Source organism: Prevotella sp. Sow4_E9_plate, from assembly GCF_052116205.1.
In the GTDB taxonomy this organism is placed as follows: Bacteria; Bacteroidota; Bacteroidia; order Bacteroidales; family Bacteroidaceae; genus Prevotella.
This window is the reverse complement of sequence record NZ_JBQKLN010000010.1, coordinates 1-15,150: the sequence shown is the minus strand read 5'-3', so window position 1 is coordinate 15,150 and position 15,150 is coordinate 1. Positions and strand designations below refer to the sequence as shown.

The window sequence follows — 15,150 nt, the reverse complement described above, 5'->3', positions numbered from 1 at the left end:
CCGCAAAGAAATCTGTGTTCATCTGTGAATTGAAAATCGGCGGCCGAAGGGAAAGCCAAATCTGTGGGACTTCGATAATCCTCCGATTTGTTAAAAACCGGAAATATCTTGGCTATTTCAGATATTTCCCTTATATTTGCAGCATGTAAACAATAAAAAGGTACTCGATTATGATTAGTAAGAATGTTGAAAATATGATTCCAAAGATTCAGCAATTCTTTGGAAGCCAACCCATCAAGAAGGCTTGGCTCTTTGGTTCATGCTCAAGAGGCGAAGAGAGTATGGATAGTGATGTCGATATTCTTGTAGAGTATGATCGCCAGAACTCCAGAGTTTCATTGATGAAGATTGCTGCCATGATGCTCAATTTAGAAGATTTACTTCATCGTAAGGTAGATATGGTAGAAGCCAGTCGCCTCTTACCTTTTGCGTTAGACTCAGTAAATAACGACAAGTTCTTGATTTATGAGAGAAAGTGTTAAAGTATTATTCATGGCTATTATACTGTAGATCCGGAAAGTCTTTGGGATACAATAGAATGTGATATTCCAGAGTTAAAGCCTTGGATAGAGAAATATCTGCAAGAACAACCAGAATAAAGTCTTCCGCTAGGCGACAGACAATCGCAACTCTGTTGCGTAAGCACTCTCAGCCAGTCCCTTAGATTTCTGTCCTCTACAAGGGGAACCGCATACGTTCGCAAATAATCTGTGTGAATCTGACCGAATAGGTCAAAAAAAATCTGCGTCATCTGCGAAATCTGCGTGACCCTTTCAAATTCCAGGCCGCCCAGGCCGCAAAGAAATCTGTGTTCATCAGTGAATTGAAAATCGGCGGCCGAAGGGAAAGCCAAATCTGTGGGACTTCCCGATGTGTTAAAAACCAGAAATCCCTTGGCTATATCATATATTTCCCTTATATTTGCACCATGTTTTAATTTGATGGTAAAGCTATGAGTAAATCAAAATCATATCAAGTTCCAGAGGCAGCGCCAAGTTTGGTAGCGGATCCTGTGGGAGTCTGTATTTCTCCAAATACGGATATACAGACATTGCGCCATCATGTAATGGATGCAGTATATACCACGAATGACCAGAGTGCATTATATAACTGTTTGGTATTTCTGTCTAATCTCACCAATCAATCAGCGACCCCAATCAAGGGTAAGATGCTCAAGCGTTTGGAAGAATTAGCTTTGCTGAAAGAGGGCTGGGATGGAGAAAACAGTGTTTCTATCGATTCAGGAATACAAGATTTCATTCGCAGAGTCATAATGCTATCCTCAGATAAGGAGTTGGTAAATTGGGTATTGTTCCCTGATGCCCGAGGCTATTTATATTTAGATTATACAGAGGGAAAGAACCTGGCTGGTATTACGATAGCTCCTCATCAAATTGCAGCTTTTATCAAGCGTGATGGTCATTTATCCAAATACAATTACGACCATCTTAATGAACAGGATGTTTTGAATTTATTAGAGGAGGCACATATCTCCTGATATAGATTATTTTCAGAAAGAATTATCAATGCTTTGTGATGGAATCCATAAGTTTCGGTAGCAATCAGCAATTTCGATAAAAAAGTATAGCTATAAAGTCTTCCGCTAGGCGACAAACAATCGCAATTTTATTGCGTAAAAAATCTCAGCCAGCCCTTTAGGGCACAGGCTCCGCTGGCTGACCAAAACTCTGGCAGAGCTATAGCGTCGCCAGCTACATCCTCTCGTTCCTGAGGAAAGAGAGGCTTGGTGAGAAAGGTGGAGCTCCCTTTGGCTAAAGGGAGACGGAGGGATTCGAAAAATCTCTTATAATATCAAATTCATACTATTTTTACTCAATCAATATCCAGGTAAGAATCCCCTCAAAGCGATTCTTATCTGGCAGGGACTCTATTTCCTAAATTTCCGATACGAACCAATTATATATTTAGAAATAACGAAAAAATATATAAAACGAGAAGTAGCTTAGTAGTGTGGGCGCTACATAATCACCCACATCGCATCCTGCAGTTCTCTGCCGGGAAGTTAGTTTCGGCAGAGGCTCAGGATGCATTAATGTAAGAACTTAAAACAATGCGTGATTTTAATCAATTAAAAATTGCCGTAGCCGGAACCGGTTACGTAGGACTCAGTATTGCTACGCTTTTATCCCAACACCATGAGGTAACAGCAGTAGATGTAATTCCCGAGAAAGTAGATAAACTGAATCATCATATATCACCGATACAGGATGAGTATATCGAAAAATATCTGGCAGAGAAACCTCTGCATCTCACAGCAACCTTGGACGGCAAGTCAGCTTACAAAGATGCCGACTTCGTAGTCATTGCAGCACCAACGAACTACGACCCAGTGAAGAACTTCTTCGACACCACTCATGTAGAAGAAGTTATCGACTTGGTCCTGGAGGTGAATCCTGATGCAGTGATGGTAATCAAGAGTACCATCCCAGTAGGTTACACTCGAAGCCTATATCAGAAGTATGCCCAGAAAGGAGTGAAGCAATTCAATCTTCTTTTCTCCCCGGAGTTCCTCCGAGAGAGCAAGGCACTCTATGATAATCTCTATCCAAGCCGCATCATCGTAGGCTATCCAAAGATTATCGAACGCCCTGAGTTTAGAGATGAGAACGAGGCAATCTTGAAGGTTACTGATGTAGAAAAGTTGAAAGAAGCAGCCAAGACTTTTGCCGCTTTGCTCCAGGAAGGAGCCATTAAGGAAAATATCGATACACTCTTTATGGGCATGAAGGAAGCAGAAGCCGTCAAGCTCTTCGCCAATACCTATCTTGCCCTAAGAGTAAGCTATTTCAATGAATTGGATACATACGCAGAAGTCAAGGGCTTGGATACCAAGGCAATCATTGATGGCATAGGTCTTGACCCACGTATCGGAACCCATTACAACAATCCAAGTTTCGGCTATGGTGGTTACTGTCTCCCAAAGGATACCAAGCAGCTTCTGGCAAACTATGCTGATGTTCCGGAGAATCTGATAGAGGCAATTGTTGAGAGTAACCGTACAAGAAAAGACTATATTGCAGATGCCGTGCTCAGAAAGGCTGGTTATTATAATGAGAATAGTTGCTATGATGCAAGCAAGGAGCACAACTGTGTGATAGGAGTTTATCGCCTGACGATGAAGAGTAACAGCGATAACTTCCGCCAGTCTGCCATCCAAGGCATTATGAAGCGAATCAAGGCAAAGGGTGCTGAGGTAATAATCTACGAGCCAACATTGGAAGATGGCAGCACCTTCTTCGGTAGCAAGGTGGTGAATGATATGGATGTCTTCAAGGCACAGAGCCAAGCCATCATTGCTAACCGTTATGATGCTTGTTTGGATGATGTAAAAGATAAGGTATATACAAGAGATATATTTAGAAGAGACTAGTTATGGTAGATTATAATATTAGTCTAGATGGTAATACCATCTTGGTGACAGGTGCTGCCGGATTCATCGGCAGCAATCTTGTAAAGCGCCTTTTTAATGATGCTAAGAACATCAAGGTAATCGGTATTGATAGCATTACGGATTATTATGATGTGAATATCAAGTATGAGCGATTGAAGGAGATAGAAGCTTTAGGTAAGGATTGGACATTCGTTCATGACTCCATTGCCAACAAGGAAGCTGTAGAAAAGATTTTCTCTGAAAATAAGATTTCAGTAGTGGTGAATCTTGCAGCTCAGGCTGGTGTGCGCTATAGCATCACCAATCCAGATGCTTATATCCAGAGCAATCTCATCGGATTCTATAACATCTTGGAGGCTTGCCGTCATCATGAGGTAGAGCATTTGGTTTATGCTTCTTCTTCATCTGTTTATGGTAGTAACAAAAAAGTTCCTTATTCTACTGATGATAAGGTGGATAATCCTGTAAGTCTGTATGCCGCTACCAAGAAGAGCAATGAGCTGATGGCTCATGCATACTCTAAGCTTTATAATATTCCTAGCACAGGTTTGCGTTTCTTCACCGTTTATGGTCCTGCTGGTCGTCCAGATATGGCATATTTCGGTTTTACCAATAAACTGGTAAAAGGTGAAACCATCAAGATTTTCAATTATGGTAATTGTAAGCGTGATTTCACTTACATAGATGATATTGTAGAGGGTATCGTAAGAGTGATGCAGCATGCTCCGGAGAAGCGAGTAGGCGAGGACGGCTTGCCTATTCCACCATATAAAGTATATAATATTGGCAACAGTCATCCCGAAAATCTTTTAGATTTCGTTACTATCCTGCAAGAGGAGCTAATCCGTTCCAGTGTCCTCCCCGAAGACTACGACTTCGAGGCGCATAAGGAGTTGGTACCAATGCAGCCAGGCGATGTTCCAGTTACCTATGCTGACACTACACCATTGGAGCGTGACTTTGGGTATAAGCCAGATACCTCGCTGAGGGTCGGGCTGAGAAAGTTTGCAGAATGGTATAAGGGATATGTTTCTATCCTTGATTGAAGGAATCTTTCTAAATGTTAAAACGTAGACAAAATTTGGTGTTTTCAAGATATTTTCATATTTTTGCACAAAAATGTGAAGGTTATGGAATACCAAAATAAGGCAATGCCGATTGAGGCAAAGGATGTTGCTTCTGACAATGATGTAGTTGAACAGGAGAACTTGTTGGGTGATGGTTCTATAGAAGAAACTATCACCAAGCCTTTTGATCCCAATAGTATCGATGTAGATATCGCTACCGTAAATTTAGGATTGTTGATAGATCAGTTGAAAAATGATGAAATAGACTTAACTCCTGATTTCCAACGAGCTAGCGATATATGGAGCCCGACAAAGAAAAGCCGTTTGATCGAGTCTGTGTTGTTAGGGCTTCCCCTTCCTTCTTTTTATTTTAGCGAGGATAGATATAGTCAGAAACTTTCTGTTATAGATGGTTTGCAAAGATTGTGTGCTATCAAGGACTTTGTGATATTTAAGACATTAAAGTTGGAAAACCTTCAGTTCTTGCATACTTTTGAGGGAAAGGGGTATGATGATTTGGGACGTCCTGAGATACGAAGGATCAATGCCCTTAAAATTACGATGAATACACTTCGAAAGACAACACCTAATGAAGTCAAATTTATTATATTCCAAAGGGTAAATACAGCAGGTGAACCGCTTAAACCCCAAGAAATGAGACATGCCTTGAATCAAGGACCAGCTGCATTGTTTATCAAGAAGTTGGCAGAAAACGAATATTTCAGGAAGGCAACCAATTATAGCATCCAAAGTCTGCGTATGGAAGATCGTGATTTTGCCAATCGCTTTGTGGCATTCTATATAGGATATAAATGCTATTCTGGCGAGCTTGATAATTTCATGAATACTCAGATGGGTAGGCTAAACCAAATGACGGCAGATGAGAGAAACAAAATTTATATGGCTTTTGACAAGTCAATGAAATGTTGCTATCAAATTTTCCAAGAAGATGCTTTCCGTAAGCGTTTGGATATACATGATCGTAGAAAGCCAATTTCCAAATCTGTTTTCGACTCGTTGAGTGTGAATATAGCATGGTTGACTGATGATGAACGAAATGAGTTATTGAAGTCAGCTTCTCAAGTCAAAGCAGAGTTTATAAAACTTTGTCATGAAGATAAGTTTATGAAAGCTGTTACGACAGGCACAGGTAAGAAATACAGTGTGGTGGCTCGTTTTACCACAGTGAAAGAAATGTTGTTTGATATAATTAATAAACAATGATAAAGAAAATTTCCTTGAGCAATTTTAAATTGCATGATGATACAGAAATAAATATGGGAGGTCTAACTGTTCTCACAGGCATGAATGGTATGGGTAAGTCTTCCATCATACAAGCATTGCTCTTGTTGCGACAGTCCTATTTCTCAAATGATTTGGAAAATGGATTGAATCTTCGAGGAGATTTTTGCGATTTGGGTATTTCGGGTGAGTTGGCTTGCCAAAGTTCTGATAAGCATGATTTAAAAATTGATATGGATTTTTCTAATCAAGCACCTTTGAGTTATAGCTTTTTATACCCAGATAACATTATGGATACGCTTCTCCCTGCAAGTGAAAAGAATGTTTCCTGCAGAGAAAAATTGGCAGGCTATTCTTTGTTTAATGAGAACTTTCAGTATATCAGCGCTTTTCGTTTTGGACCGAAGAAAAGCTATAATCGAGATACATCCTTGGTTGTTTCCAAAAAGCAAATATCCAAGATGATGGGGCAATGTGAATATACCATTCATTTCTTGGAGCAATATAAAAATCAACCCATTCAAACCAAAGAGTTAGCTATCCTTGACGAATCTGACATCACTCCAGACTTAAGATTGGGTGAGCAAGTTGGACGATGGTTGAGGGAGATTTCTCCATTTATCAAAATAGATGTAAAGCAAGAAGGTGAAGATTTTAAGTTGAACTATAAGTTTGATAGGCAGGACAACTTGATAACAGAGTCAATGAGTGCAATGAATACAGGCTTTGGAATTACCTATGTTTTACCTATTTTGGTGGCAGTGTTGAGTGCAAAGAAAGATGCCTTGATATTGATAGAAAATCCTGAAGCTCACATTCATCCCAAAGGACAAGCTGTATTGATGAAACTTATAGCCAAGGCTGTGCATGCGGGTATTCAAGTGGTGATAGAGACTCATAGTGATCATATTGTTAATGGAAGTTTGGTTGCCGTGAATCAAGACTTGATAAATAAAGAAGAATTATCTCTTTATTTCTTCGACCGTGATGAGCATAAGCATGTAGCTAAAGCTCATCAGCTGCATGTAGAGGAAGACGGGCATATTCATCCAGCTCCCCCTATGAACTTCTTTGACCAGATAGAAATTGATTTGAGAACTTTAGCAGGATTCTGATATGGAACATGTGGAAATATTCTTGTTGCTTCCTGTATATGTGGAGGCAGAAGACCAACCCGGATACTTGAATAGGATAGAGCTTTTGGGTAATAAGGAGTATCATGAGTATATTGATGCAATCAATAGAATTAAGTCTTTTTTCTGTTATGAGAGCTTCTGTGGTTATTATGACTCGCAGAATGTTAAGGCCTTTATGATTCCAATAGATACATTGCAGGATTGTTATCCTCGTATATCGGTATTGCTAAGGATGGCTATGGTGAACTGGGGAAGTGATTGGCATAAAAAGAAGATCATAACAGAATCTGACGAAGTGAGATATTTCCACGAGGCGATTAAGGGAGATACTTTATGTGAGATGGCAAAGCGTCAAGTTAAAGATACAGACAGTAGCTTTTTGCTTATGGATTGTAATGCTTTTTCTCATAAATCAGATAAGCGGGAAATCGAGTTTAATGGGAAAACTTTGATTGTCAGTACTTGTGAGATGAAAGAAACGGACTTGGCGAAATGGTTTTCGCATAATCGTAAGCCAGAACGTGTTTTCCATTTAAATCCAAAGCATGGAGAGAACGGAAAGGGTGCCTATCCTGAAAATAAAGGTGACGAAGTCTCTCTGTTACTTTGCTCTAAAGATGAAGCAAGAGAGTTGCTGATGAAGGCTATTGGTGAAGATGAGGAGTGCAAGTCTCTTTATTATTATGACGAGAATAATGATAAGTTTATCGAGTTCAAGTGTGAGGGAGGAAAAGTCTATCACGGTTTTCACATCAAAGAGGAACAGGATGATTTTCGTGTTCCTGCTAAAGTCAAAAAGAAGATAGAGCTTTTACTAAATAAAAAGTAAGCATTCAACCTAGCATTGCAAGGGATAATATAAACTTTCCCTTGCGATGTAGATAAAACCTATTTTATATTCAGAATTGTCCGTTTTATTTATTTACACTGTTTCCCCAGTAGACACTAGGGAATGGAGGTGTTTTGTCATAGGGTTGGATGCCTATGAATGTTTTTGCCTTAATGTTTCCTATCATGAAAAGTTATTTTGAAAGGTATGTATATAAAAAAATAAATACTAATGGGAACGGTTAAAAAAATTTTTAATTTGATTTTTCATAACCCACGTGTGTTGGGCATAATTGGATTGCAGAAGATCTCTTGTCTAGTCTCAGATAAGCCATACCTAGAGATGATGTATTGGCTGAATCTAGGCAAAAAACTGAATTTAAAGCATCCTGTAACCTTCAATGAGAAGTTGCAGTGGCTGAAACTCTATAACCATAACCCTGCATATACCGTGATGGTGGATAAGGTAAAGGCTAAGGAGTATGTTGCCAAGTTGATAGGTGAGGAACATATCATCCCTACCCTGGGTGTATGGGATGATCCTGATGACATAGACTTCGATGCACTGCCTAATCAGTTTGTACTGAAGTGCAATCATAATAGTGGTACAGGTATGTGCATTTGTCGTGATAAAAGCAAATTGGACATAGAAAAGGTGAAGGCAGAACTGCGCAAAGGTTTAAAGGAAAATTACTATATGCGCTGGCGTGAGTGGCCTTATAAGAATGTTCCAAGAAAGATTCTGGCAGAGAAGTTTATGCAGGATATGGGGGGACAAGCTCAATCCATATCCAAGGCGCAACTTGAGGAACTTAACGATTATAAGATTTTCTGTTTCAATGGTGAACCTAAGGTCTTGTTTGTGGCGAGTGATAGAGCGAACAAGGTTTGTTTCGATTACTATGATATGCAGCTGCATCATCTCGATTTAAAGCAGGGTGGAGATAATTATAAGGGAGAAGTGAAACTTCCTCAGCATTTCGATGAAATGAAAGAATTGGCAGCAAAGGTTTCAAAAGGTATTCCTCATGTCCGTGCTGATTTTTATGAGATTAATGATAAAGTTTATTTTGGAGAATTAACCTTCTTTGATTCAAGTGGTTTTGCAAAATTTACACCAGAAGTGTGGGATTCTAAGTTAGGAAGTTTAATCAATATATAGAAAGTATATTTATGGAAATAACTGATACAAGAGACAGAAAAGAATATCGTTTTTCTGTATTTACCGCTACATATAATCGAGGTAATGTGCTGAAAAATGTATACGATGACTTGCTGAACCAAACTTATCAGGATTTTGAATGGGTAATCGTTAATGATGGCTCGTCAGATAATACTGATGAAGTGGTACGCGAGTTTATTGAGGAGAAGAAACTTCCGATACTATATATTAAAAAGGAAAATGGAGGTAAGCATTCTGCTTGGCGTGTTGCTACTCCGCTCTTCCAAGGACTATATGAGGTTGGAGCAGATGATGATGATCGTCTTACGCATGATATGCTTGAGATATTTGACCGGCAATGGAAAGTGTTGGAAAGTGGGGGGGCAAAGTTATATGATTCCTTTTGGGAGATAAGAGCAAGAGTCCAGGATGAAAAAGGAAAATTGGTAGGTCCTAAGTTCGATTCTTTCTTTGATTCTGACTACAATGAATTTTGTTATAAAATGGGATATGGTACCCTTGAATGTGATGGCTGTAGAAAGGTTTCCGTATTACAAAACGAGGCAGCAGTTCCTGCTGATATTCTGTTTGGACATGAAATAACAAACTATAGTGAATGTTTAAGGTGGTCAAAGGCTGCTAGAAAATATAAAACCCGTTATATTCCAGATATAGTTAGAATTTATGTAAATACTCCTTTCTCTTTGAGCAAGCAAAAACCAAATAGAAAGAAGTTTTATACAGCACTTGTTAGTTCTATATATATGGTCAATGAACAAGAAGACTTGATGATGCGATATAATAAAAAGTCGCTTTTGCTGAATTGGTTGAATATTGGCTACCAAAATGTCAGATTGAAAAAAATGGTCTTGTCTCCTCTCCATCGTTTCAGAGATAGATTAGCCGTATTATGTTTGTTGCCGATAGCGGCGGCATTGTATATGATAAGAAAATAGTTTGAAATTATAAAGATGAAAGATAAGCTAAAATCTTTTTTGTATGACATTTATAGCTCGCATGTATATATTCGATGTATTTCTCCATACCTAATGTCATGCCAAAGACATTGATGTGTAGTGTATGTGGTGGCACAATACTTACTTACGATGAGGAGAAGAAGCAAAGCAAAATGATTTTCCCAAAAGACATGATTGCGCTACTCTGAGTTAAGAGACCATATCGCAGGTGATGGAAGGATATACTAAAATTTGTGTTAAGCCTACAGTAGATACTTGCAGTCGAGTCGGGGTAAACTTATTTGATATCTCGAACAATGTATGGGAGTGCCAGATTAGAAGATTAGCGAAATATCGCAATAATAGTTATTTTGTTGGTAGTCCGGAATCAGGTGTGCGCTTTGTTTGCCTGATGTCCCACTTTGCAATATCCGAAAGCACAATTTGGATTCTGTTGAGTATCTTTGTGATGTGTTCCGCAGGATCAAGAAAACGGCAAAGGACAAATTGGTAGACTTACTCGCTCATAGATGGCAGCTGGCTACTGTTACTGTTTGGGCATAAATTCAAATGATTTTTCTTAAAAGATAATAAAAAAGCATTCATTTTATGGCTTAACGTGCCTAAAGTGACTGCTTACAGATAGCAAAAGAATAAATGACTAAGATAATAGAAATTAAAAAGCAATTAAATAGTAGTAATGATGGTAAAACTGTATTTGCGAATTTTGGCTATTTGACCCTATTACAAATAGCAGGCTATGTGTTTCCTTTGATTTCGATGCCTTATTTTGCTAGGGTAATAGGAACTGAGGGCTTCGGGAAAATAGCTTTTGCTTCGGCAGTAGTCGTCTGGTTTCAAACTGTGACTGATTGGGGATTTAACCTTACAGCCACACGTGATGTTGCGCAACATAGGGATGATAAGGAAAAAGTGTCACAGATATTTAGCAATGTGCTTTGGTCAAGATGCCTTCTGATGTTAATTTCTGGTTTTATTTTATTGCTTCTTGTAGCTATTGTACCATATTTTCGGGAGAATGCAGTGGTAATATTAATCACATTCCTAATGATTCCGGGGTATATTCTATTTCCTGACTGGATGTTTCAGGCTATAGAGAAAATGAAATATACAACTATTTTCAATCTTCTGATGAAACTTTTATTTACTGTTGCTGTATTCATTTTCATTCATAAAAAAGAAGATTATATAATTCAACCTTTACTTTCCACAATCGGTTATCTTATATGTGGAATAGGAGCCCTCTATTTGATTTTGCATAAATGGGGATATACTTTGTATAGACCTAAATGGAAAGAAATATCAAAAACTATTAAAGGTAGTACTGATGTCTTCATTAACAACATTATGCCCAATTTCTATAATAGCTTTTCTGTCCTGCTTCTAGGATTTTTCGGCGGTTCCACCGCGAATGGTCTGTTTGACGGGGGCAATAAATTTCCAACAATATTATATCAGTTTCAAGCAGTGCTTTCTCGAGCATTTTATCCTTTCTTAGCAAGAAGGTTAGATAAACATGGCTTTTATGCAAAACTTAATATGAGCATTGCTATTATAGGAGCAGTTTTGATAATTCTTGTATCACCATGGGTTATACGCCTAATTCTTGGAAAGGAGTTTAATAATTCAATCATTGTTATGCAGATTCTATCAGCGTCAATTGTTTTTTTAGCTATGAGTTTTACTTATGGTACAAGTTATTTAATCATAATTCACAAGGAAAAACCATTAAGAAATCTAACTTTCGCATCCTCTATTATTGGAATGTGTATTTCGTTTCCACTTATTTTTTATTACTCTTATATAGGTGCTGCAATCACAGTTCTAATATGTAGGGGAATGCTTGGTATAGGTTCGTTTTTATTGGCTCGTAAATATAGTGATGTTATAAAAACTAAATAGATTATGTATAAATACAGATTTTCTATTTTCACTGCAACTTATAATCGGGCTTTAATGCTTGATTCTCTTGCAGAAATGATTAATCACCAAACATTCAAGGGATCGTTTGAATGGGTCATAGTAAATGATGGCTCTACTGATAACACGGTGGAGGTAGTGAACAATATTATTGATAAAAGCAAAATTCCAATAAAGTTTATTGATTAACTGAATGGAGGCAAGCACACAGCATAGCGTGTGGCTACAAAAGTTTTTGAAGGTAGTTATGTGGTCACTTGTGATGATGATCCAATTACAGATAATATGCTCGAGGTTTTTGATTACTATTGGAAACAACTAGAATCACAACCTAATTATGATATCTTTTGGGAGGTACGCGCAAGGGCTCAATATGAAGATGGAAAATTGGTTGGAGATAAACTGCCACATCCATATTTTAACTCTGATTATAATGAAGTGAATTTCAAACTAAAAAAGGGGCGAAATGGATGGATGTCGTAAGGTAGAAGTACTGAGAAACGAAGCTTCGGTACCGGATAATTTTATGTTTGATGATAAGTGTTCTAATTTTCCTGAAGGCGTGAGGTGGACACGTACTGCGCATAAGTATAAGACACGATTTGTACCCAAGGTCTGTGGGGGCAATTGATGGAATATCATTGGTGTGCTTATGCTAGTAATTTATTATATAGACAGTCATATTTGATAACTATAGGATTTGCTATATTGTCATGTCATTCAATTTTGATGGTTAGTATCATTTTATATAGGGTATGGCCAATATCAAGTTTATTGATATTCTGTGGAAAGCATAGTTTGCTTTTGCTTATGGTTCATCCTTACATAAAAATATATTGTCTCTTATGAGATAGATAAGGACATACTGATATTTCTATTGACAATAGGTCTCTCGATATGTTCTTCTTATTTTATCTCAAAATATATTCCCTTTTTAGAGGGAAGATATTAAATGGTCAGCTGAATTGACCATTTTTTAATTGTATGTAACTATTTATTGATTTATAGTATGTTTGATGTCTTTGGATTCAAAATAACTAAATGTGATTTATATGTCATATTATGGTTCCTCTATAATGCTCAAGGCCTCTTAAATTTTACGGGAACTCTGTTTTCTCAATTATTATTAGGGTGCATTTTCTTATGGTCATTTTGTGATTTTATGTTAATGATTCCCGTTTATCAAAATCGATATTTTAAAGGATTAAAAATATATGTCTTTTATCTCTTTATTCTGGGTGTGATTTTAATAGTTAAGGATGATGTAATTAAGTATCATGATGGGTACAAAAATGGTGTAATCCTACCAAATTGGTTTTATCTTAAAGATTGGGGAATGCAATGGTTATCATTGTTTACATTTTATCGTTTTTCGTTAAATGGTAGTTTAAATGAGGAGAGACTTAAAAAGTATACTTTTATATTTGTTGGTATGGCTTTACTTTCATTTATAGGATATCAGAAGAATTATAATATACAATATGGTATGTCCTCAAAAAGCTTTGGAGATATAACAAATAATGCCGGTTACGATTTTCTAGGTTTATTGCCTTATCTTTTTTTGTGGAAAAATAAAATAGTTCAGTATAGCCTATTAGCATTTTTGTTTATCTTTATATTGCTATCTATGAAAAGAGGAGCAATAATTATAGGTATCTTAGTTATATTTTGGTTGATGTTTCATAATTTGAAATCTGCAGAGCGAAAAGAAAGGCTGTATTTACTATGCTTTACATTTATAGTTATAATATTAGGTATATATTACACCTTGGATTTATATGAGTCAAATCCTTATATGCAAAGAAGGGTATTAGCTACACAAAATAATGATTCCTCTGATAGAGATATAATATATTCTAAGATGTTAAATTATCTTATTAATGATACCGATATATATTATAAGATATTTGGTGGTGGTGCTTATTATACAGTTAGGATAAATGGTATAGAGGCACATAATGATTGGCTCGAAATTCTTGTTTGTGGCGGGTTGATGGGATTCTCTTTGTTCGTGAATTATTGGTGTTGTTTTTTGAAACAGTTAGTTTATGCTAAAAATTACAAAGTTTGTTATAATATTATTGGTGTCTGTTTGTTTATAACATTTGTTCAAACTTTTTTTTCTATGTCAACAATAACAATTCCTATGTCTGCGATAATGACGTATTCAATGTTTGCTACAGAAAATGATATGGATTATTAAAGCAGGTCTCTTTTGGTTATGAAAATATTACTATTTACTGATTCGTTGGGGGCGGGTGGTGCCCAGCGCCAACTAGTAGGGCTTGCCGTCCTTCTGAAAAAAAAAAGGTTTGAAGTAAAAGTTTGTACCTATTACGATATTGATTTTTATAAGCAATATCTCGATGAGAATAGAGTGGAAAATGAAATAATCCCAAATGCGGGCAATACAAAAAAACGAATATTTGCTGTCCGCAGGTATTTTCAAATAGAGAAGCCTAATTGGGTGATAGCATATCAGGAAACCCCTTCCTTGGTAGCGTGTTTGACCAAGATAATGGGTTGTAAGTTCCACCTTATTGTAAGCGAAAGGAATACAACTCAGAATATGGGTCTAAATGAGCGAATACGTTTTTGCTTATATCATACCGCAGATGCCGTTGTGCCAAATAGTTATGCTCAAGAGAAATTTCTCATGAAGCATTATCCGTGGATGAGGGTGAAAATGAAAACAATTACCAATTTTGTCGATTTAGAAAAGTTCTCTTATGTCAAGCACCCAAGAAGGGAATGTCCTTTAATCGTGGTTGCAGCTACGATTTGGAAATCTAAGAATACTTTAGGCTTCATAGAAGGTGTGAAATTGCTAAAAGACGCAGGTCATCACTTTAGAGTTTGCTGGTATGGTATAGCTGATAGATATTCAGACTACCTCGAGCAATGTAGAAATAAAATTATTGAATATGGGTTACAGGATTTTATAGAATTATGTCCCAAAACCAAAGAAATAGAGAAAAAGTATGCTGAAGCTGATTATTTCTGTCTTCCTTCTTTTTTTGAAGGTACACCTAATGTAATTTGTGAAGCAATTTCTACTGGCCTTCCAATTATCTGTAGTGATGTATGTGACAATTCTATATATGTGAAGGATGGCATTAATGGCTTCCTTTTCGATCCCCATCATCCAGAGTCTATTGCTATATCACTCTCTAAAGCTTTGGCTTTGAATGATGAACAATATAGATTATTTTGTATGAATAGTAGACAAAACGCAGAGACTTTATTAAATAGTGATGATTTTGTTCAATACTGCGTTAAATTAATATTTAATCGGCTGTAAATCAATAACTTATATTAAGAAATGCTTATGAAAACTTAACTATAAAAAGTTGGTCAAGTCGCTGATTTTCAGTAACTTTGCAAATCACGACAAACGCAAAATTAT

At 37.0% G+C, this 15,150-nt stretch carries 15 protein-coding genes; all 15 read left to right on the top strand.

The window, feature by feature from the left end:
- Positions 1 to 170: 170 nt before the first annotated feature.
- The 15 genes from ACTQ53_RS05675 (at position 171) to ACTQ53_RS05605 (ending at position 15,045) form a co-directional block, all read left to right on the top strand.
- Entirely contained in the window at positions 171 to 482 is a 312-nt protein-coding gene (locus ACTQ53_RS05675) for a nucleotidyltransferase family protein (RefSeq protein WP_118416155.1), read from the top strand.
- A 3-nt stretch (positions 483 to 485) separates the two neighbouring features.
- On the top strand, positions 486 to 599 hold the full coding sequence (locus tag ACTQ53_RS05670; RefSeq protein ID WP_118255933.1) for a HepT-like ribonuclease domain-containing protein: 114 nt from the start codon (positions 486 to 488) through the stop codon (positions 597 to 599).
- Between the two features lie 353 nt (positions 600 to 952).
- Complete coding sequence (locus ACTQ53_RS05665) at positions 953 to 1,498, top strand: hypothetical protein (RefSeq protein ID WP_441932390.1); 546 nt, start codon at positions 953 to 955, stop codon at positions 1,496 to 1,498.
- Between the two features lie 573 nt (positions 1,499 to 2,071).
- Positions 2,072 to 3,391 (top strand): nucleotide sugar dehydrogenase, encoded by a 1,320-nt coding sequence (locus ACTQ53_RS05660; protein WP_441932389.1) that lies wholly within the window; start codon positions 2,072 to 2,074, stop codon positions 3,389 to 3,391.
- A gap of 2 nt (positions 3,392 to 3,393) precedes the next feature.
- Positions 3,394 to 4,458 carry an NAD-dependent epimerase/dehydratase family protein gene (locus tag ACTQ53_RS05655; RefSeq protein WP_441932388.1) on the top strand — a complete coding sequence of 355 codons (1,065 nt, stop codon included), beginning with the start codon at positions 3,394 to 3,396 and terminating at the stop codon, positions 4,456 to 4,458.
- 84 nt (positions 4,459 to 4,542) lie between these two features.
- Positions 4,543 to 5,703: a DUF262 domain-containing protein gene (locus ACTQ53_RS05650; protein WP_441932387.1), complete on the top strand. Its 1,161-nt coding sequence runs from the start codon at positions 4,543 to 4,545 to the stop codon at positions 5,701 to 5,703.
- Positions 5,700 to 6,836 (top strand): AAA family ATPase, encoded by a 1,137-nt coding sequence (locus tag ACTQ53_RS05645; RefSeq protein ID WP_441932386.1) that lies wholly within the window; start codon positions 5,700 to 5,702, stop codon positions 6,834 to 6,836. Before ACTQ53_RS05650 ends, ACTQ53_RS05645 begins: the two co-directional genes overlap by 4 nt.
- Before the next feature lies 1 nt (position 6,837).
- Positions 6,838 to 7,686, top strand: a complete 849-nt coding sequence (locus ACTQ53_RS05640) for a hypothetical protein (RefSeq protein ID WP_441932385.1) — start codon at positions 6,838 to 6,840, stop codon at positions 7,684 to 7,686.
- A 345-nt stretch (positions 7,687 to 8,031) separates the two neighbouring features.
- Positions 8,032 to 8,847: an ATP-grasp fold amidoligase family protein gene (locus ACTQ53_RS05635; protein WP_441932384.1), complete on the top strand. Its 816-nt coding sequence runs from the start codon at positions 8,032 to 8,034 to the stop codon at positions 8,845 to 8,847.
- A gap of 11 nt (positions 8,848 to 8,858) precedes the next feature.
- A complete protein-coding gene (locus ACTQ53_RS05630; protein ID WP_441932383.1) occupies positions 8,859 to 9,803 on the top strand; it encodes a glycosyltransferase family A protein in 945 nt (314 codons plus the stop codon).
- 657 nt (positions 9,804 to 10,460) lie between these two features.
- Positions 10,461 to 11,726, top strand: coding sequence for a flippase (locus ACTQ53_RS05625; protein WP_441932382.1), 1,266 nt, complete (start codon positions 10,461 to 10,463; stop codon positions 11,724 to 11,726).
- 3 nt (positions 11,727 to 11,729) lie between these two features.
- Positions 11,730 to 11,933 carry a glycosyltransferase gene (locus ACTQ53_RS05620; protein ID WP_441932381.1) on the top strand — a complete coding sequence of 68 codons (204 nt, stop codon included), beginning with the start codon at positions 11,730 to 11,732 and terminating at the stop codon, positions 11,931 to 11,933.
- Positions 11,934 to 11,963: 30 nt separating this feature from the next.
- Positions 11,964 to 12,227: a hypothetical protein gene (locus tag ACTQ53_RS05615; protein WP_441932380.1), complete on the top strand. Its 264-nt coding sequence runs from the start codon at positions 11,964 to 11,966 to the stop codon at positions 12,225 to 12,227.
- Positions 12,228 to 12,906: 679 nt separating this feature from the next.
- A complete protein-coding gene (locus ACTQ53_RS05610) occupies positions 12,907 to 13,947 on the top strand; it encodes an O-antigen ligase family protein (RefSeq protein WP_441932379.1) in 1,041 nt (346 codons plus the stop codon).
- An 18-nt stretch (positions 13,948 to 13,965) separates the two neighbouring features.
- Positions 13,966 to 15,045 carry a glycosyltransferase family 4 protein gene (locus ACTQ53_RS05605; protein ID WP_441932378.1) on the top strand — a complete coding sequence of 360 codons (1,080 nt, stop codon included), beginning with the start codon at positions 13,966 to 13,968 and terminating at the stop codon, positions 15,043 to 15,045.
- Positions 15,046 to 15,150 lie beyond the last annotated feature (105 nt).